Here is an 18,170-nt window from a genome sequence, read left to right on the forward strand (position 1 = left end):
GCGGCGAGCGCCGCCTTTGCCGGGTTTACGGCCTACGCGCTGTGAGCGTCGTTGCAGCCATAAACGCGAGCAGCGTGATGGTCAGGATTGTGATATATGACACATTGTCGCGCCAATGCCGCAATGCTGACAAAAACCCCAACGGTATTTATTCCTATCTTTCTGTTTTTTATAAATTAAATTTTATCGTCCAACGGTATGGGGTTTGCACCTGATGAAGTATGACTCCGTAACCGTAGGCGATAATCATGACATCCTGCTCTTCCGCCGGAGGCGCTGCGCGCTGCCGGGCCACCCATACCGAACAGTTCACGTCGCTGCAGGCCAGCAAAGTGGCGCATCACCCGTGCTATTCCGCCAGCGGCCATCATCATTATGCCCGTATGCATCTGGCGGTGGCGCCGGCCTGCAACCTGCAATGTAACTACTGCAACCGTAAATATGACTGTAGCAACGAGTCGCGCCCCGGCGTGGTGTCGGAGCTGTTGATGCCGGAACAGGCGGCGGCCAAAGCCCGTCAGGTGGCGGCGGCGATCCCGCAGTTGTCGGTGGTGGGTATCGCCGGCCCCGGCGATCCGCTGGCGAACATGGGACGCACGTTTAACACACTGGAACTGCTGCGCAACCAATTGCCGGATCTGAAATTATGTTTATCGACTAACGGTCTGATGCTACCGGATGCGGTGGATCGGCTGCTGGATGTCGGCGTGGATCACGTTACGGTGACGCTCAATACGCTCGATCCTGACGAAGCGGCGCGGATCTATGCCTGGCTGTGGCTGGACGGTGAACGTTACACCGGCCGCGAGGCGGGAGAGATGCTGCTGGCACGGCAACAGGAAGGGATCCGGCGCCTGACGGAGAAGGGCGTGCTGGTGAAGATCAACTCCGTGTTGATCCCCGGCATCAACGATCGTTCCCTGCTGCAGGTGAGTGAGAAAGCGCGGGAGTGGGGCGCCTTTTTGCACAACATCATGCCGCTGATCGCCCGGCCGGAACATGGCACGGTGTTTGGCCTGAACGGGCAGCCTGAGCCGGATGCGGATTTTCTGGCGGAGGTGCGCGGCCGCTGCGCGGTGGCGATGCCGCAGATGTCCCACTGCCAGCAGTGCCGGGCGGATGCCATCGGCATGCTGGGCGAAGATCGCAGCCAGCAGTTCCCGCTGTCGGCATTGCCCGCACAACCCCAGCCTTATCTGCCGTTGTTGCATCAACGCGCCCGGCTGCACGCCAGCATCGCCTCGCGCGGTGAATCCGATGAGCCGCAAGCCTGTCTGGTGGCGGTGGCGTCATCGCGCGGCGATGTGATTGATTGTCACTTCGGCCATGTCGAACGCTTTCAGATCTACAGCCTGTCAGCGGCGGGGGTGGTGCTGGTGAATGAACGTTTTACGCCGAAATACTGCCACGGCAGCGATGACTGCGCGCCCGCCGACGGCGACGATCGCATGGCGGAGATGCTGGCATTGCTGTCGGACGTGAAAGCGGTGTTCTGCGCCCGTATCGGCTACGCGCCCTGGCAAAAGCTGGAACAGCATGGCATTCAACCCTGTGTCGAAGGCGCGTGGCAAAGCGTGCACGATGTGCTGTCCCGCTGGTGGCAACAGCATCGGCAGCAGATGGCGTCAGACGACCGGGAAAAAGGGGTGGCCTGATGGGAGAAACGGAGCGGTGGCTGCGGCGCCTGCTAACGTTGCATGAGGCCGGCGCGGCCTGCTTTCCGCGGCAGATGGGGCTGGCGACGTCGGACTGGCGGGATTTGCTGTGGCGGCTCGACTGGCCGCCGCCGGCCGACGCGGTACGGGATCAGCGGCAAATGCTGATGAGCGAATTGCAGGCAGGCCGACAGGAGGAGCGGGAACAATTGGCGGGCTGGCTGCTCCAGCATATGGCGGCCAGCGCCGCGCCGATGCACCTGATCATCGCCAGCGCCTCGTTGGGGTTTAACCACCTGTGGCAGGATTTGGGGCTGGATTCCCGGGCGGAGCTGCGGGATCTGATGACCGACTGTTTTCCGGCGCTGGTGGCGATGAATAGCCAGAATATGCGCTGGAAAAAGTTCTTCTACCGTCAGCGCTGCCTGCATACCGACGGCGAGCTGGTATGCCGTTCCCCCAGTTGCGACGATTGTTGCGAGTGGTCGCATTGCTTTGCCCCGGAGGTGTGACGGCGCTGCGCCCACACATGACGGGTTGTCGGGGCCGGGGTGCAATATCCCTGTTAGCGGCAATACTGGCGGAACAGACGCGCCAGTTGCTCACCCATCGGCGATAGCATGGTGCCCTTGCGTTGTATGAGATAGAACGATGCCTTGGGCAATTGCTGCTCCAGTTCTATTTCCACCAGATGTGAGCCCAGTACGGACGCATTGAGTACATCGCGGGAGAGTGCGCAGAGAAAATCCGTTTTTATCACCAGGCTGATGCATGACGTCAGGGTTTCGCAGGTCACGCTGACCTGGGGGGCGTGCGGCATGGTCGCGAAGATATCGTACAGGTATTTGTAGTAACTGCTACGCGGGGTGGGCATGGTCCACTCACAGTCGATAAGGTCTTCCAGCGTGCGGGCGTGGCGCATCGGATGGTCGCGGCGCGCCACCACGCAATACTCCTTTTCCATCAGTTTTTCGTATAACAATTCGTTATCAAAGGATGAGCCGGTGTAGGTGTTAATGGTGAAGTCCAATTCCCCTTGTCTCAACTCATGGATCATCGCCACCAGCTGGCCTTCGGTGATACGCAGTTTCACCTGGGGATACAGACGGTGGAAACGGGTGACGATCTCCGGCATCACGGTGTGGGCGATACTGGCGCCGATGCCGATGTTGACCCGGCCGCTGGCCTGCCCCAGCCGTTGCTGGATGTCCTCCTGGGCGACGCGCAATTCTTCCAGAATCAGGCTGGCGTGACGGAAATAGGCCTCGCCGCAATCGGTCAGCACGACCCCATGGCTGTGGCGTAGAAACAGTCGTGCGCCCAGGCAGGCTTCCAGCTCCTTAATCGACTTGGTCAGCGCCGGCTGGGAGACATTCAGCGTGCGCGAAGCCGCACGGATGCTGCCGTGTCGCGCCACCGCCACAAAGGACTGTAACTGGTGCAGTTTGATGTTCGAAGCCACCTCTCCTCCTGATAACCATGAGTTATCAAACCAAAGTTCCTGGCATCTTATCTACCCTGGTGGGTTTGTGTACATTTTTTTAAATCATGACCTCCGCCGTGAGGCGGGATGTCGCTTTACGTCGCGGTTATCGCCTCTGTCGTCAACCGCGCAATCACGCCAGAGAGAGTCCTATGCATTCAGACGCCATTTATTCCGCACTGTCGCAACAGATTGAGCCGCTTATTCCCGAACTCACCGCATTTCGCCGTGATTTGCATAAATTCGCTGAATCCGGCTGGCTTGAGTTCCGCACCTCCACGCTGGTGGCGGAGCGGCTGCATCGCCTGGGGTATGACCTCAAGCTTGGGCGCGAGGTGATCGCGACGGACGCCCGTATGGGGCTGCCGTCGGAAGCGGTATTGAAAGCGCAGGAACAGCGGGCGCTGGAGCAGGGTGCGCTGCCGCAGTGGCTGCCCTATTTTTCCGGCGGTTTTACCGGCATCGTGGCGACGCTGGCAACCGGACGTCCGGGGCCGGTGTTGGGCTATCGCGTCGACATGGACGCGCTCGATCTCAACGAGCAGTTGGATAGTGAGCACCGCCCATTCCGCGACGGCTTTGCGTCCTGCAATGCCGGCATGATGCACGCCTGCGGCCACGACGGCCATACCACTATCGGGTTGGGGTTGGCGGCAGTGCTGATGGCGATGCGCGAGCAGTTGTGCGGCACCATCAAGATTCTGTTCCAGCCGGCTGAAGAGGGCACCCGCGGCGGCAAATCCATGGCCGAAGCCGGGGTGGTCGACGACGTGGATTACTTTACCGCCATCCATATCGGCACCGGTATTCCGGCCGGCCAACTGGTGTGCGGCAATGATACGTTTATGGCGACCACCAAAATCGATGTCACCTATCGCGGAGTCGCCTCTCATGCAGGTGGGCGACCGGAAGAGGGGCGCAATGCGCTGCTGGCGGCGGCGCAGGCGACGCTGGGGTTACATGCGATCCCTCGCCATAGCGGCGGCAGCTCCCGCATCAACGTGGGTGTGTTGCAGGCGGGTACCGGGCGTAATGTGGTGCCGTCGAACGCCATGATGAAGGTGGAAACCCGCGGTTCGACTAACGAAGTCAATGAGTTCATCTACCAGCAGGCGTTACAGGTGATTAACGGCGCGGCGGCGATGCACGGGGTGTCGGTGGATATCAAGCTGATGGGCGCCGCCCAGTCCAGCCAACCCAGCCCGGAATGGGTGGCGTTCATCCACCGCCAGGCGGAGCAGGTGCCGGAGCTGAACAGTATTATCGATCGCAAAGACGGCGCGGCCGGCTCTGAAGACGCCACCTATCTGATGGAGCGCGTCAAGGCGCACGGCGGCCTGGCGTCTTACGCGATTTTTGGTACCGATTTGAGCGCCGGGCACCACAACGAGAAGTTCGATTTCAACGAGAGCGTGATCCCGGTGGCGGTGAAAACGCTGGCCCTGCTGGCGCTCAATATTCAACAGTATGGAGCCTGAACATGACGCAGCCGATTGTCGATTTCGTCAATGACGCCGTGGACGGGGTTCAGCCGCTGCTGGCGGCGATTGCGGATGATATTTGGGATCATCCCGAGACCCGGTTTACCGAACACTATTCGGTGGAGCGGCTGGCGGGATGCCTGGCAGCGGAAGGGTTCGACGTACAACGCGGTATTGCCGGTATGGAAACCGCGTTTGTCGCCAGCTTTGGTGCCGGTAAGCCGGTCATCGCGTTGTTAGGTGAGTTCGACGCGCTGGCGGGGTTGAGCCAGCAGGCCGGCTGCGCGGTGCAGGCGCCGACGCAGCCGGGCGGTCACGGTCACGGCTGCGGGCATAACCTGCTTGGCACTGCCGGGCTGGGCGGCGTATTGGCGGTGAAAGCCTGGCTGGAGCGGCACCCGCAGGCGGGCACCATCCGCTTTTACGGTTGCCCCGGCGAGGAGGGCGGTTCCGGTAAGACGTTTATGGCGCGCGAAGGGGTCTTCGATGATGTGGACGCCGCGCTGACCTGGCACCCGGAGACCTTCAGCGGCATGTTCTGTACGCCGACGCTGGCCAACATTCAGGCGGCGTTTCGCTTTAAAGGCGTGGCGGCGCACGCTGCGGCTGCACCGCATTTGGGGCGCAGCGCGCTGGACGCGGTCACGCTGATGAACACCGGCGCCAACTTTTTACGTGAGCACATCATTCCTGAAGCCCGTTTACATTATGCCGTCACCGATACCGGCGGCCATTCGCCCAACGTGGTGCAGGCCGATGCCGAGGTGTTGTATCTGGTGCGTGCGCCGCAAGTGGATCAAGCGCAATCGATTTATGAACGGGTGGTGAGGATCGCCCAGGGCGCCGCGCTGATGACGGATACCCAACTGACGGTACGTTTTGAGAAAGCCTGTTCTAACTATGTGCCCAACCTGACGTTGGAGCGGGCGATGTATGGCTATGTGCAGGCGTTTGGCGTGCCGGCATACAGCGAGCAGGAACAGGCGTTCGCCCAAGAGATTTACCGCACGCTGAGCGCCGAAGATATCGCCAGCAATATGGCGAGCATCGAGCGTATCGGCGGCGCGGCCGGGAAAGCGTTCAGTCAGTCGCTGGCTGGTAAAGCGCTGATTGACGCCGTAGCGCCTTACGCGCCGACCAGCGCCATTCTGCCCGGCTCTACCGATGTGGGCGACGTAAGCTGGCGGGTGCCGACCGCCCAGTGTTTCAGCCCATGCTATGCGCTGGGGACGCCGTTGCATACCTGGCAGGCGGTGTCGCAGGGCCGGACATCGTTGGCGCATAAAGGGATGGCGCTGGCGGCCAGGGTGATGTCGGCGACGGCATTGGCGCTGTTCACCGATGACGCGCTGCTGGAGGCCTGTCGTCAGGAATGGCGGGCGCAGCGGCAGGCGGTGCCCTATCGCTGTCCTATCCCGGATGGCGTGGCGCCATCTCCGTTGAAAGGGTGAGTTTTTCACCTGAACGGCAATCGTTTGCCTGTTGCGTTCGTTCCCGCGGCAGGCGACGGCATCAGGCGGGAGTCCGTCTGATAACGACATAAAAAATATACAAAAACAATCAATGAATACATTTCAGTACAGAGGGTAAATCAATGAGTGTGACAGCGGAATCAAGCCATTCTCAGCCGGGGAAGCTATTCCAGTGGGTGGAGTGTGTCGGTAATAAAATTCCTAATCCGTTCCTGTTGTTTGTCTACCTGATTATCGCGTTGATGCTGGCCAGCGCCCTGTTTTCCTGGCTTGGCATTAAAGCGATTAACCCCGCCAACGGTGAGGTGGTGAAGGTCAAAAACCTGCTCAGCGTGGAAGGGATGCAATGGATATTGCCTAACGTTATCAAGAACTTTAGTGCCTTTACGCCGCTGGGCGCCATTCTGGCGTTGGTGCTGGGGGCGGGCCTGGCGGAGCGCGTGGGGCTGTTGCAGGCGCTGATGTACAAGATGGCGTCCCGGGTTAGCGCCCGTTACGCCAGCTATATGGTGTTGTTCATCGCTTTTTTCAGCCATATCTCCTCCGATGCCGCACTGGTGGTGATGCCGCCGTTAGGCGCGCTGATCTTTCTGGCGGTCGGGCGCCATCCGGTGGCGGGATTGCTGGCGGCGATCGCGGGCGTGGGCTCCGGTTTCACCGCCAACTTGTTGATCGTCACCACCGATGTGCTGTTGTCCGGGTTGAGTACCGAGGCGGCGAAGGCGATTAATCCGGCGATACACGTCAGCGTTATTGATAACTGGTTTTTTATGGCGACATCCGTCGTCGTACTGACCATCGTGGGCGCGCAGTTGACCGACCGTTTTATCGAGCCCCGTCTAGCGCCGTGGAGCGGCGAAAGCAATGAGCACCTGTCCAAACTGACGGCGGAGCAGAACCGCGGGCTGCGCGCCAGCGGCATTGCGGCGCTGGTGTTCATCGCGGTTGTGGCGGCGTTGGTGGTGCCTGAGTGGGGCCCGCTGCGCGATCCGGTGAAGCATACCGTGATGCCGTCGCCGTTCATTCAAGGGATCGTGCCGCTGATCATCCTGTTTTTCTTCGTGATCTCCATTCCCTACGGCATGGTGACTGGCCAGATAAAATCCCAGAATGATCTGCCGCAGTTGATGGTGGATCCGATGAAAGGTATGGCCGGTTTTATCGTCATGGTGTTTCCGTTGTCCCAGTTCGTGGCGTTCTTCAACTGGAGCAACATGGGCAAGTTCATGGCCATCGGTCTGACCAACCTGCTGGAATCCTTGGGTATGACCGGCGTTCCCGCGTTTGTTGGGCTGGTTTTCCTCTCGGCATTCTTGTGCATGTTCATTGCCAGCGGCTCCGCTATTTGGTCGATTCTGGCGCCGATCTTCGTCCCCATGTTTATGCTGTTGGGGTTCCATCCGGCGTTCGCGCAGATCGTGTTCCGCGTGGCGGATTCCTCGGTGATCCCGCTGGCGCCGGTATCGCCGTTTGTGCCGTTGTTTCTTGGATTCCTGCAGCGTTACTACAAAGATGCGCGTTTAGGCACCTATTACTCGCTGGTGCTGCCGTACCCGATCGTGTTTTTTGTGGTTTGGCTGCTGTTGCTGGTGGCGTGGTATCTGGTCGGGTTGCCGATTGGCCCGGGTATTTACCCGCATTTGTAACCGTCGTATCGCATTGGCATTGATGAAAAACCGGCGGTGTCCTCCGCCGGTTTTTCACTATTATCAAGGGATTCTGTGTTTATTTTCGGGTAGTTGGTATTTTTTAATTTAAGTCGCTTGCTATTTAATATTGAGCGATGTAGATTGCCTGTCATGAATACGAAAGATACCCAAACATCCCCCGCGTCGCTGGGTGATGAAGCCTACCGGCTGGATGGTCAGCTCTGTTTTGCGCTTTACTCCGCCAATCTGGCGATGAACAAGCTGTATCGTCGACTGTTGTCGTCACTCAACCTGACCTATCCGCAGTATTTGGTCATGCTAGTGTTGTGGGAGCGTGATGGTTTGACGGTATCCGAATTGGGCGAACGCCTGTTTCTGGATTCCGCCACGTTGACGCCGTTGCTCAAACGGTTGCAAAGCGCCGGGTTGGTGGTGCGCCAGCGGGGAACGGAAGATGAACGTCAGGTCATGATTTACCTGACGGACGCAGGCCGTGCGTTGCAACAGCAGGCCAGGGCGGTGCCGGAAGGCGTATTTTGTGCATCGGAGTGCAGCGTAGAACAATTACGCGCCATTAAGCAGGAACTGGAAATATTGCGTGCCAGGCTGTTCATGCATACCTGAATTGCCGGACGATAGGGCCTGCCCGCGTTTGTCTCACGGGGGCGGGTACCACAGTAAGTGTGTTTTTTTATTCATTTGTATCGTGCGCTATTTAATAGCGAATTAAATTTAATGTTGTCCTGAATAACGAGGAGCATCACCATGTCTATCGAAAAAGTTCTCTATGTCGCCCATGCCCAGGCCAATGGCGGTCGTGATGGTCGCGCCGTGTCTTCGGATAGTCAGTTGGACGTCAGATTGACCACACCGCGTGAGCTGGGGGGCGCGGGCGGAGAGGGCACCAACCCGGAACAGCTGTTCGCTGCGGGCTATTCGGCCTGTTTTCTCGGCGCGCTGAAATTTGTCGCTGCGCGCGACAAAGTCGCGATCCCGGCGGACACGGCCATCAATGGTAGCGTTGGTATTGGCGTAATCCCGAACGGTTTTGGCATCGAGGTCGAACTGAAGATTTCGCTGCCGGGGCTGGATCGCGCAGTTGCAGAGGATTTGGTTCAGAAAGCGCATATTGTCTGCCCGTATTCCAACGCGACGCGCGGCAATATCGACGTTACGCTGACGCTGATTTGACCCCGACGTGCGTCCTGCCGACGGCGCTGCGGCGGTCGAAACCACTCCCGCTACGCCTTCAGGCGTGTCTGAGCAAGTTCAATGCCGACGGCGGACGTGACGTAAAAGCCCTGGGCTGATTGCCGGCGGTTCAGAGCACTTTGTTTAAAAAGCTGGCGGTGCGCGGATGGCGGGGATGACTCAGAACCTGACGCGCATCGCCGCTTTCCACCACTTTGCCATCCACCATAAACACCACCCGATCCGCCACCTCTCGGGCAAAACCTATCTCGTGCGTGACGATGACCAATGTCGCCCCCGACTGCGCCAGCGTTTTGATCACATCCAGCACTTCGCCCACCAGCTCAGGATCCAGCGCCGAGGTGGGTTCGTCGAACAACAGCACGTTCGGGTTTAACGCCAGTGCGCGAGCAATGGCGATACGCTGTTGCTGGCCGCCGGACAGATGGCGCGGATAAGCGCCTGCTTTATGACGCAGCCCGACGCGATCCAGCAGTTCCAGCGCACGCTGTTCCGCCTGCGCCCGCGGGTACAGGCGGTGGGCCAGCGGTGCTTCGAGCAGATTTTCCAGCACAGTCAGGTGCGGGAACAGGTTGAAGTTTTGGAACACATAGCCGACGCCGAGGCGCTGGCGCAGGATGTCCGGCTCTTTCAGTTCGTACAGCGTGTTGCCGCGGCGCCGGTAGCCGATGTAGTCGCCATCGATGCGGATGGTGCCCACGTCCACCCGCTCCAGATGGTTGATGGTTCGCAGCAGGGTGGATTTCCCGGAGCCGGACGGCCCGATAATCACGGTGACGGAGCCGGGGGCTAGCGTCAGGTTGATGTTGTCCAGCGCCTGATGGGCGCCGAACCATTTGCTGACGCCCTGGATTTCAATTAACCCGCGTGCGGGCGCGGAACGGTCGTCGGTGTGCGGGTTGGCATACAAATCGATAGCTTCGGACATAACGGCTCTCCTGATGGTCAGCGGCGGCGCGCCTGCGGTGTGAGCAGACGAGCGAACAAGGATGATGGGGTTTCGCGTACCGCGCCGCGCGCGACGTAGCGCTCGACGTGGTATTGCAGTACGGACAGCACGCTGGTGATGGCCAGATACCACAGGGTGGCGACCATCAGCAATGGAATCACCTGCTGGGTTCGGTTGTAGATCACCTGCACGGTATAGAACAGTTCCGGCAGCGCCAGCACATACACGACGGAGGTGCCTTTCGCCAGGCTGATGATTTCGTTAAAGCCGGTAGGCAGGATGGCGCGCAGCGCCTGCGGCAGAATGATGCGCCAGGTTCGGCGGTATCCCGGCAGCCCGAGCGCGGCGGCCGCTTCAAACTGCCCGGCGTCGACGCCGAGGATCCCGCCGCGGATAATTTCGGCGGTGTAGGCCGATTGCACCAGCGTCAGCCCGATCACCGCGACGGAAAACGGCCCCAGCACGTCGATGGTCGACGCGCTCAGGATGGTGATCCCAGTGAAGGGAATGCCCAGCGACAGCGTGTCGTACAGGTATGAGAAGTTGTAGAGGATGATCAATACCAGAATCAGCGGCAGCGATCGGAACAGCCAGATGTACAGCCAGGCCAGCGTGCGCAGCAGCCAGGATGACGACAGCCGCGCCAGCGCCAGCCCGGTGCCGACGATAATGCTGAACAGCGTGCCTGATAGGGTCAGCAGCAGCGTGCGGCCAAGCCCCTCAAGGATCACCGGGTTGAAGAAATACCCGGCAAATACCGGCCATTCCCAACGGGTATTAAAGGCGATCGATTCCGCGAGGCCGGCAAACACCAACAGTGCGAACAGTGCGCCCGCCAGACGCAGGGGATGGCGGGCGGGCACTACGCGCAGCTGCGGCGGCGCATCGGAATCGGTGGAGTGAATATAAGGCGTCATGAGGCGTCTCCTGTATCGGTGATTGCCGCCGCGTGAACGTTCACGGATGCCGCGTCCGGCACCGGCGTGAAGGGATAGAGCGGTTTGCGAAACGGCAGGCGCCCGTCGTGCGGCGGCTGGCTGTAGTATTCCGGGTCGATGCTCGGGTCGAACTGGGGTTGGTAGCCTTCGCTCAGATACAGCCCAACCGCTTCCGGCTGACGAAATCCGGTGGTCAGAAACAGATCGCAGTAACCCAACCGGCGGGCATGATGCTCCAGCTCGCGCAGTACCCGGCGCGCCAGCCCCTGACGGCGTTGGGTTTTGTCGGTCCAGATGCGTTTCAGCTCGGCGGTGGTGGCGTCGTAGCGTTTGAACGCACCGGTGGCGATCGGCCGGTGATGGTGCAGTAGCACGACAAAGATGCCGTCAGGTTGCAGGTAAAGCGTGACGGGATCCGGCTCGCGCTGGCCGAAATAGTCGCCGTAGCGCTGGCGGTATTCGTTGAACAGGTCGTCGATAATCGGCACGATGCGCGGGTCGTCCGGGCGGCTGATGATAAAGCGTTCTGCAGACATTCTGGCCTCCTGATTACGGTTGATCATCGCCAAGCCCGGGCGGATTGATTTCCGAACGTGCTATACGCTCCACGCTCTCTCCCCAGCGGTTCAGTACCTGGTCGTATTGGCCGCCCTCTATCACGCCGTTCAGCGCGGCGTTGACGGCGTTGACCAGCCCGTTGCCCTTGCGGGTGGTGACGGCGATGTGCGCCGCTTGCGGCCAGCCGCCGTTGACGATGCCCACCAGCCGGGTGTTGCCGGCCAGCGAGGCTTTGTAGGCCCCGGTGACGTTGGGCCCGAAGGTGGCATCGGCCCGACCGGACTGGATGCTGAGCGTCGCGGCGGCGTCATCGGTGCTGTAGATAGGCGCGACCGGCGGCAGCCCCTGAGCGCGGTTCTGTTTGTCCCACTCCAGCAGGATGGCTTCCTGATTGGTGCCGGAGCCGACGATCACCTTCAGGCCGGCGATGTCTTTGGCGCTGTCGATGGTTTTGATCGGGCTGGCGGATTTGACATAGAAACCGAGCGTATCGGCGCGATAGGTGGCGAAATCGAACCGTTCCTTGCGCGCTTTGGTGACGGTGATGTTGGTGACGGCGATGTCATATTTCCCGGAGGCGACGCCGAGCGGCCAGTCTTCCCAGGAGGTCGGCACGATGTTCAGCTCCAGCCCCAGACTGTCCGCCACCAGGCGGGCGATGTCCGGCTCGCTGCCGTAAAGGGTTTTGTTGTCATCGCCCAACAGCACCAGCGGCGGCGAAGCGCGTAGCGACGCCACGGCGACGGTGAGTTTGCCCGGCACGGCGAATGCGAACCCCGGTGGGATCAGCGCGGTAGCTTGCGGGTTTGTCGGTGCATGGATGGGCTGTTGATTGGCTTTCAGGTCGATGCCGGACGCCAGTGCGTTGCCCAACAGCAGCCAACTGCCCAGCAGGATGGCGCCCAGGCGATAGAGAGGGCGAGGTGTTTTGTTTTGCATAGCGTTTCCTTGACGGTGCGATGGTCATGAGAGCAGGTGAGGGGACAGGCGCGGCTATTCGCCGAGGCCCGGCGGGTTGACGACGGAGCGCGTGACTTTTTCGTCATTCTCGCCCCATCGATCCAGTACCTGCGCGTACTGGCCGCTTTGGATCACGCCGTTCAGCGCGGTGCTGATTGGCTCGATAAGCCCGTTGCCTTTTTGGGTGGTCACTGCTACCCAGGCGGTGGTTGGCCCCCGGCCTACCATGCGGGTTTGGCCGGTGAGCGCGGCCTTGTAGGCGCCGATGGAGTGCGGGCCGAAGAAGGCGTCAACCCGGCCGGATAACAGGCTGAGCGTCGCTGCCGCATCGTCGGTGACGTAGATCGGTGCCACCGGCGGTAGCCCTCGGGCGCGATTTTGCCGATCCCATTCCAGCAGAATATTTTCCTGGTTGGTGCCCGAACCGACGATCACCTTTAACCCAGCAATGTCTTCCGGGCCGCGTATTGCTTTGATGTGACTGCTGTTTTTGACGTAAAAGCCCAGCGTGTCGATGCGGTAGGTGGCGAAATCGAACCGTTCCTTGCGCGCTTTGGTGACGGCGATATTGATGATGGCGATGTCGTAGCGCCCGGTGGCGATGCCCAGCGGCCAATCCTCCCACGCGGTCGGCACCAGTTTCAGCGTCAGCCCCAGGCTGTCGGCGATCAGCCGGGCGATGTCCGGGTCGCTGCCGATACGGGTTTTGTTGTCGTCCGCCAGTACGGACAGCGGCGGTGAACTCAGGGTTGAGACGGCGACGGTCAGCGTACCGGGTGTGGCGAATCGGAACCCTGCCGGGATCTGGCTGACGGCCTGCGGGTTGCGCGGCGCGTGGATCGGTAGCTGATTGGCGTTCAGGTCGATACGGCCGACAGTGTTTTCTGCCTGCACCCCGGCGCTTAGTAACGCCGGGAGCAACAGCAGCGTTGGGATGAACGGTCGTTTCACTGCACCGCCTCCTGCAGTTCACGCGGGCTGGCGAACTGGTTGGCGGGGTAGTCCAGCGCGAAGCTTTCACGCAGTGTGACGCCGGGATACTCGTGGCGGAACAGACCGCGCTGCTGTAACAGAGGAACTACCCGATCGACAAAACGGGCGAAGGTGTCCGGCGTACCGCCCTGGATAATGAAACCGTCCGCCGCCTGTTGCTCGAACCACGTTTGCAGGCCGTCTGCCACCTGTTCCGGCGTACCGCTGAACAGCGGACGCGGTGTGGCGGCTTCCAGCGCCGCCTGTCGCAGCGTCAGCCCTCTTTCCTGCGCATTACGTTTGATTTCATCGGTGGTGCTGCGAAAGCTGTTCTTGCCCAAATCGCCGATATCCGGGAACGGCTCGTCCAGCGGATGCTGAGAGAAATCATAGTGCTCGAAGTAGCGGCCAAGATAGTTGAGGGCATCGCTGATGGTGACTAGCCGGGCGGTTTCCTGATATTGGCGCTCCACGTCTGCGGCGTTGTCACCGACGATGACGCTCACGCCCTGAAAGATATGCAACTGATCGGCGCGGCGGCCATTGGCTTCCAACTGCCGTTTGACATCGCGGTAGAATTCCTGCGCTTCCGGCAGTGTATGCTGGTGGGTAAAAATAGCGTCCGCGTGGCTGGCCGCCAGCTTTTTACCGTCCTCGGAGGCGCCCGCCTGAAAGACGATCGGCCGGCCCTGCGGCGTGCGTCCGATGTTGAGCGGGCCCTGTACCGAGAAGAATTCCCCCTGATGGTTTAGCGTGTGCAGTTTTTCGGGTTCGAAGAAACGGCCGCTGGCTTTGTCGCGCACGAAGGCGTCGTCTTCCCAGGAGTCCCACAGCCCTTTCACCACCCGCAAAAATTCATCGGCGATGCGATAACGCAGCGAGTGTGCCGGGTGCTGCTGGCGCGAGAAGTTTTTTGCCGAGCCTTCCAGCGGCGACGTCACGACATTCCAGCCCGCGCGGCCGTTGCTCAAGTGATCAAGGCTGGCAAACTGGCGCGCAGTGGTGAAGGGTTCGCTATAAGAGGTGGACAAGGTTCCCACCAGGCCGATATGACGGGTGATGCTCGCCAGCGCGGAAAGTAATGTCAGGGGTTCGAAGCGATTCAGAAAATGAGGGATGGATTTATCATTGATATATAACCCGTCGGCAACGAAGGCGAAATCAAATTTACCGGACTCGGCTTTGTTTACAATATTTTTCACGAACTCGAAATTAATGCTGGCGTCGGAAACTACACTCTGATGGCGCCAGGCGGACATATTTCCGGCAGCGCCCTGTAATATAACGCCCAGCCGCAGTTGTCGCCGTGTTGAGGTGTTTTTTTCACTCATTGAATATTCTCCCTTTACTCAGGATCGCTTTCTTTCGGTGAGTCATTCTGATGGTTTGGCGAAGTCTCAGCATTTATTCCATCAGGGCCGATTTTTGAACGCGGTTTAATCGCGTCGCCTACCTTGCGCGTATCCCTTCCTGCTTCGTGTTCGGCAGCGGCCGTGAGTGACTGCGCCTTGAGCTTGAGAGCCGCTGCGTGCGTCATCATGACGGTGAACGGAAGGTTAAATGCAGTGAAATTACTATTAATGAAGCTGATGAATGATGTAAAACAACAAAATTGAATATGGCAAAACGAAAAAAGCATCAGCGCCTGTTGTTCTTTGTATATTCGCTAAATAGAGGTATTTAATAACAAACGGAAAAACCTGCTTGAAATGGTGATTTCATTGGAAATGAATTTTATGTCGAATGTTCATTATCAAATTAATCATGGCGGTGTAGTGATGATTATGGGTTGTCGTTATTTAGGCTGCACTTATTTTTCATAATTAATTCCTGTTTTGTTATTTATGATTTTTCCGCCCGTTGTGGAAATATGCCGTCATGGTTAATTCCGATTACCGTGAAAGGGAAATATCATGAATTATCGTCTGAGTTTATTGGATCAAAGCCCGATTGCCGCCGGCGCGACGGCAGCCGCGGCGCTGGCGCAGACTACATCGCTGGCCCGGTTGGCGGAAGCGGCGGGTTATCACCGTTTCTGGGTTTCCGAACATCATAACAGCGCGACGTTGGCGGGATCTGCGCCGGAGATACTGGCGGCCTGGCTGCTGGCGCATACGCGGACGATCCGCATTGGTTCCGGTGGCGTGATGCTGCAGCACTACAGTCCGTACAAGGTGGCGGAAAATTTCCATCTGCTGTCGGCGCTGGCGCCGGATCGCGTCGATTTGGGCGTCGGTAAAGCGCCGGGCGGCCTGCCGTTGTCGACGCGAGCGCTGCAGCAGGAGGTTGATGCGTCCCGGCAACTGTCGTTTGAAGATAAGTTACGACAGTTAAACGATTTTTGGTTGCTGATGCCGCGCTCCCCGCTGTCGCGGACGACGCCGTCTTGCAGGCGACGCCGTTGCCGACCGTCGAGCCGCAGCGTTTCCTGTTGGGCGCCAGTCCGGAAAGTGCTCGGCTGGCGGCGTCGTTGGGATGGCATTTCGCGTTCGCCGGGTTTATTCAATCCAGCGAAACTTTGCTGGCGGATGCGCTGCGGGCCTGGCATCGAGAGCGTCCGGCTCAGGCCCAGACGTTGCTCTCTTTGTCGGTAATTGTTGCCCGAACCCATGAGGAAGCACGGTCATTGGCGCAAGAGCAGCATAATTATCGGGTTTATATTGATGACCGTAATCCGGTGAATGTGCTGACGCAGGAGATGGCCGATGCCTTTGTGCGGCAATCCGGCGGTGGGCGGCATCGTATCGAGAAGCAGGCGCGGCAGGTGATTTACGGCACGTCCGACGAGGTGCATCGGCAATTGCAGGCGTATCACCAGCGTTATGGTATTGATGAATTTATTATTCATACGCCGGTGGTCGATCCCAAAGCCCGTCTTACCTCCATTAGTGAGCTGGGCTGCGGTATCAGGAGCGTGACGTTGTCCGGCGCGCTGTCCTGACGGGCGGTGATAAACCGAGAGAAAAATGCGAATAACTGGCGTTGTTGTGAGCATTCGGTTCAAAAGTGGAAAAAAATGGCTTGCCATACTGTGAAAAGCGGTCCATAATTGCCGCCATTCCAGACGCCTTCAAGTGTTAAAGCCTTTTTAATCAAAGAGTTAAATGCTTGAAGGTGCTTGAATCACCTCAGTACGCGGGAATAGCTCAGTTGGTAGAGCACGACCTTGCCAAGGTCGGGGTCGCGAGTTCGAGTCTCGTTTCCCGCTCCAAATTTTTTCTAGTCAGTCTCTTTTATCTCCTATCCGACAAAAATACAGAAATTCAAGCCATCTGTTTGGTTTGCTTAGCATTTCATATATGATTTTCGCCATTGACTCCCGCTGTCTTCGGTGATGCTTATGACGCCTGTTCTTCTGCTTGACGCCCGTGCGGATGAAATCCGTGACCCATTACATGCGCTGATGCCCGATTTGCCATTAGTGATCGGATCCGGCGATCCTCAGGAGGCGGCCGGATGCGATATCTGGATCGGCGAGCCGGATAAAGCGGCGGTTTTGCTGGCGCAAGGTGTCAAGCCGCGGTGGTTGCAGTCCACCTGGGCGGGCTATAAGCCGCTACTGGCGGAAGCCTTCCCACGGGATTACCGTTTGAGTCGCGCTGTCGGCGTATTCGGCCAGGCTATTGCGGAGTACGTGCTGGCTTATTTGCTGCAGCATGAACATCGCCTGCCGGCCCGCTGGCAGCACCAGCAGGCCGGTGTGTGGGAAAAAAGTTTGCCGGGTTCTTTATATGGACGTCGGGTATTGATCGTTGGAACCGGAGATATCGGGCGTGAGGTTGCGGCATTCTTGCAACCGTTTGGCGTCGTATTGACCGGCATTGCCTCGACACCGCGGTCATTGTCGGCGTTTGAGCGTGTCGATGCGCTGGATCGCCTGAAAGAGGCGGTTCGGGATGCGGATTACGTGATTAATATCCTGCCGGATACGCCAGCGACAACCGACGTCTATCATGCGGACGTCTTTTCCGCGATGAAGCCTGCGGCTCTGTTTATCAATGTCGGCCGGGGTAGCGCGGTGGTGGATGAGGATCTTTGCGCTGCGCTGAGGGCGGGGCAAATTGCCGGAGCGGTACTGGATGTATTTCGTCAGGAGCCGCTGCCGCCGGCACATCCTTTCTGGCACACACCTAACCTGTTTATTACGACGCATATTGCCGGGCCGTTGGTTCCTGCCAGGCTGGCGCGTTTGTTCCTGGAAAATCTGCCTCGTTTTCAAGCTAATCAGCCGCTGGTGGGAGAGGTGGATTTTTCCAGAAGCTATTGAGGCGGGCTAAACTATCGTCATTCAGGCAGGAAGTGAAAAATCCTTCTTGCCTTGGCATGTCGATTGGTTCATAATGCTGCCCTCTTCGCGAGAATTCTTATTAAAACACAGTAAAATCAATAGATTATCCGTGTTTTATTAAAATTTTCAAGATTGCGGCTTTTAACTTGATTTTGGTTAGAAAGCGACAATACTTGAATGCTGTTGTATGCGGGAATAGCTCAGTTGGTAGAGCACGACCTTGCCAAGGTCGGGGTCGCGAGTTCGAGTCTCGTTTCCCGCTCCAATCATTTTTTCGTTTCTTTCTCTCTCTCTCTTGATTCACATCATGCGATGTTGTCGCAAGATTCGTATCGTTTTAAACAGAGTTATCCACAGGCTGTCAACGCAGGCACTCGGCCGTTAATATCGACCGTGATGAAACGTGTTTGTTCATCTTTTTGAAATATAAATAAAATTTTATAATAAAAAACGCTATCTGGATCACTTGAACTTTTTGTGATGATTGATTGACAACGTATTTTTAAATTTATGCACAGCGGTGAAAATCCGTGGATATCTGTCTCCGTCATGC

Annotated in this window: 16 protein-coding genes, 2 tRNA genes and 2 pseudogenes; 11 read left to right on the forward strand and 9 right to left on the reverse strand. The window is 58.5% G+C overall.

The genetic code is table 11. The annotated features are described in order from the left end of the window. Positions 1–248 precede the first annotated feature (248 nt). Positions 249–1,655, forward strand: a complete 1,407-nt coding sequence (gene nifB / locus DPA2511_RS02650) for a nitrogenase cofactor biosynthesis protein NifB (protein WP_012764143.1) — start codon at positions 249–251, stop codon at positions 1,653–1,655. Further along, complete coding sequence (locus DPA2511_RS02655; protein WP_012764144.1) at positions 1,655–2,167, forward strand: nitrogen fixation protein NifQ; 513 nt, start codon at positions 1,655–1,657, stop codon at positions 2,165–2,167. Before nifB ends, DPA2511_RS02655 begins: the two co-directional genes overlap by 1 nt. Before the next feature lie 53 nt (positions 2,168–2,220). Here the strand turns inward: DPA2511_RS02655 and DPA2511_RS02660 are convergent, their stop codons facing one another. Beyond that, positions 2,221–3,117, reverse strand: coding sequence for a LysR family transcriptional regulator (locus DPA2511_RS02660; RefSeq protein WP_012764145.1), 897 nt, complete (start codon positions 3,115–3,117; stop codon positions 2,221–2,223). A 173-nt stretch (positions 3,118–3,290) separates the two neighbouring features. Here DPA2511_RS02660 and DPA2511_RS02665 point away from each other — a divergent pair, with 173 nt between their 5' ends. The 5 genes from DPA2511_RS02665 to DPA2511_RS02685 all read left to right on the forward strand — a co-directional run bounded on the left by DPA2511_RS02665 (position 3,291) and on the right by DPA2511_RS02685 (position 8,931). Beyond that, positions 3,291–4,616 carry a M20 family metallo-hydrolase gene (locus DPA2511_RS02665; RefSeq protein WP_012764146.1) on the forward strand — a complete coding sequence of 442 codons (1,326 nt, stop codon included), beginning with the start codon at positions 3,291–3,293 and terminating at the stop codon, positions 4,614–4,616. 2 nt (positions 4,617–4,618) lie between these two features. Continuing rightward, complete coding sequence (locus DPA2511_RS02670) at positions 4,619–6,070, forward strand: M20 family metallopeptidase (protein WP_012764147.1); 1,452 nt, start codon at positions 4,619–4,621, stop codon at positions 6,068–6,070. A 143-nt stretch (positions 6,071–6,213) separates the two neighbouring features. After that, a complete protein-coding gene (gene abgT, locus DPA2511_RS02675) occupies positions 6,214–7,737 on the forward strand; it encodes a p-aminobenzoyl-glutamate transporter (protein WP_012764148.1) in 1,524 nt (507 codons plus the stop codon). Between the two features lie 153 nt (positions 7,738–7,890). After that, on the forward strand, positions 7,891–8,364 hold the full coding sequence (locus DPA2511_RS02680; protein ID WP_012764149.1) for a MarR family winged helix-turn-helix transcriptional regulator: 474 nt from the start codon (positions 7,891–7,893) through the stop codon (positions 8,362–8,364). Positions 8,365–8,505: 141 nt separating this feature from the next. Then, a complete protein-coding gene (locus tag DPA2511_RS02685; protein WP_012764150.1) occupies positions 8,506–8,931 on the forward strand; it encodes an organic hydroperoxide resistance protein in 426 nt (141 codons plus the stop codon). Positions 8,932–9,061: 130 nt separating this feature from the next. Here DPA2511_RS02685 and DPA2511_RS02690 read toward each other — a convergent pair whose 3' ends face one another. The 7 genes and pseudogenes from DPA2511_RS02690 to DPA2511_RS02720 all read right to left on the reverse strand — a co-directional run bounded on the left by DPA2511_RS02690 (position 9,062) and on the right by DPA2511_RS02720 (position 14,968). Continuing rightward, positions 9,062–9,880 carry an amino acid ABC transporter ATP-binding protein gene (locus tag DPA2511_RS02690; RefSeq protein WP_012764151.1) on the reverse strand — a complete coding sequence of 273 codons (819 nt, stop codon included), beginning with the start codon at positions 9,878–9,880 and terminating at the stop codon, positions 9,062–9,064. Positions 9,881–9,897: 17 nt separating this feature from the next. Then, the gene (locus DPA2511_RS02695) at positions 9,898–10,818 is read right to left on the reverse strand and encodes an amino acid ABC transporter permease (RefSeq protein WP_012764152.1); all 921 of its coding nucleotides are present in this window, start codon (positions 10,816–10,818) and stop codon (positions 9,898–9,900) included. Continuing rightward, positions 10,815–11,375 carry a GNAT family N-acetyltransferase gene (locus DPA2511_RS02700; protein ID WP_012764153.1) on the reverse strand — a complete coding sequence of 187 codons (561 nt, stop codon included), beginning with the start codon at positions 11,373–11,375 and terminating at the stop codon, positions 10,815–10,817. The genes DPA2511_RS02695 and DPA2511_RS02700 overlap by 4 nt, the downstream gene beginning before the upstream one ends. A 13-nt stretch (positions 11,376–11,388) precedes the next feature. Next, complete coding sequence (locus tag DPA2511_RS02705) at positions 11,389–12,336, reverse strand: ABC transporter substrate-binding protein (RefSeq protein WP_012764154.1); 948 nt, start codon at positions 12,334–12,336, stop codon at positions 11,389–11,391. A gap of 54 nt (positions 12,337–12,390) precedes the next feature. After that, the gene (locus DPA2511_RS02710; RefSeq protein ID WP_012764155.1) at positions 12,391–13,308 is read right to left on the reverse strand and encodes an ABC transporter substrate-binding protein; all 918 of its coding nucleotides are present in this window, start codon (positions 13,306–13,308) and stop codon (positions 12,391–12,393) included. Positions 13,309–13,339: 31 nt separating this feature from the next. Beyond that, positions 13,340–14,660: pseudogene (locus DPA2511_RS02715) on the reverse strand (LLM class flavin-dependent oxidoreductase); the annotation flags it as partial. A 14-nt stretch (positions 14,661–14,674) separates the two neighbouring features. Then, a complete protein-coding gene (locus DPA2511_RS02720) occupies positions 14,675–14,968 on the reverse strand; it encodes a hypothetical protein (RefSeq protein ID WP_023638123.1) in 294 nt (97 codons plus the stop codon). Positions 14,969–15,242: 274 nt separating this feature from the next. On the opposite strand from DPA2511_RS02720, the pseudogene DPA2511_RS20945 reads away from it, so the two are divergent. The 4 genes and pseudogenes from DPA2511_RS20945 to DPA2511_RS02740 all read left to right on the forward strand — a co-directional run bounded on the left by DPA2511_RS20945 (position 15,243) and on the right by DPA2511_RS02740 (position 17,882). Then, positions 15,243–16,270: pseudogene (locus DPA2511_RS20945) on the forward strand (MsnO8 family LLM class oxidoreductase). A 194-nt stretch (positions 16,271–16,464) separates the two neighbouring features. After that, positions 16,465–16,540 (forward strand) — tRNA-Gly (locus tag DPA2511_RS02730). A gap of 129 nt (positions 16,541–16,669) precedes the next feature. Further along, positions 16,670–17,596: a D-2-hydroxyacid dehydrogenase gene (locus DPA2511_RS02735; RefSeq protein WP_012764158.1), complete on the forward strand. Its 927-nt coding sequence runs from the start codon at positions 16,670–16,672 to the stop codon at positions 17,594–17,596. Between the two features lie 210 nt (positions 17,597–17,806). Further along, positions 17,807–17,882, forward strand: a tRNA-Gly gene (locus tag DPA2511_RS02740). A gap of 82 nt (positions 17,883–17,964) precedes the next feature. Here DPA2511_RS02740 and DPA2511_RS23305 read toward each other — a convergent pair. Beyond that, positions 17,965–18,168, reverse strand: a complete 204-nt coding sequence (locus DPA2511_RS23305) for a hypothetical protein (protein WP_153247066.1) — start codon at positions 18,166–18,168, stop codon at positions 17,965–17,967. Positions 18,169–18,170: the final 2 nt, after the last annotated feature.

The sequence above is a fragment of the Musicola paradisiaca NCPPB 2511 genome, from assembly GCF_000400505.1.
Taxonomy (GTDB): Bacteria; Pseudomonadota; Gammaproteobacteria; order Enterobacterales; family Enterobacteriaceae; genus Musicola; species Musicola paradisiaca.

Coding starts and splice junctions, on each gene's coding strand:
- DPA2511_RS02680 (WP_012764149.1), top strand. CDS start 7,891: ATGAATACGAAAGATACCCAAACATCCCCCGCGTCGCTGGGTGATGAA.
- DPA2511_RS02705 (WP_012764154.1), bottom strand. CDS start 12,336: ATGCAAAACAAAACACCTCGCCCTCTCTATCGCCTGGGCGCCATCCTG.
- DPA2511_RS02685 (WP_012764150.1), top strand. CDS start 8,506: ATGTCTATCGAAAAAGTTCTCTATGTCGCCCATGCCCAGGCCAATGGC.
- DPA2511_RS02735 (WP_012764158.1), top strand. CDS start 16,670: ATGACGCCTGTTCTTCTGCTTGACGCCCGTGCGGATGAAATCCGTGAC.
- DPA2511_RS02670 (WP_012764147.1), top strand. CDS start 4,619: ATGACGCAGCCGATTGTCGATTTCGTCAATGACGCCGTGGACGGGGTT.
- DPA2511_RS02720 (WP_023638123.1), bottom strand. CDS start 14,968: ATGCTTTTTTCGTTTTGCCATATTCAATTTTGTTGTTTTACATCATTC.
- DPA2511_RS23305 (WP_153247066.1), bottom strand. CDS start 18,168: ATGACGGAGACAGATATCCACGGATTTTCACCGCTGTGCATAAATTTA.
- DPA2511_RS02690 (WP_012764151.1), bottom strand. CDS start 9,880: ATGTCCGAAGCTATCGATTTGTATGCCAACCCGCACACCGACGACCGT.
- abgT (WP_012764148.1), top strand. CDS start 6,214: ATGAGTGTGACAGCGGAATCAAGCCATTCTCAGCCGGGGAAGCTATTC.
- DPA2511_RS02655 (WP_012764144.1), top strand. CDS start 1,655: ATGGGAGAAACGGAGCGGTGGCTGCGGCGCCTGCTAACGTTGCATGAG.
- DPA2511_RS02665 (WP_012764146.1), top strand. CDS start 3,291: ATGCATTCAGACGCCATTTATTCCGCACTGTCGCAACAGATTGAGCCG.
- DPA2511_RS02695 (WP_012764152.1), bottom strand. CDS start 10,818: ATGACGCCTTATATTCACTCCACCGATTCCGATGCGCCGCCGCAGCTG.
- nifB (WP_012764143.1), top strand. CDS start 249: ATGACATCCTGCTCTTCCGCCGGAGGCGCTGCGCGCTGCCGGGCCACC.
- DPA2511_RS02700 (WP_012764153.1), bottom strand. CDS start 11,375: ATGTCTGCAGAACGCTTTATCATCAGCCGCCCGGACGACCCGCGCATC.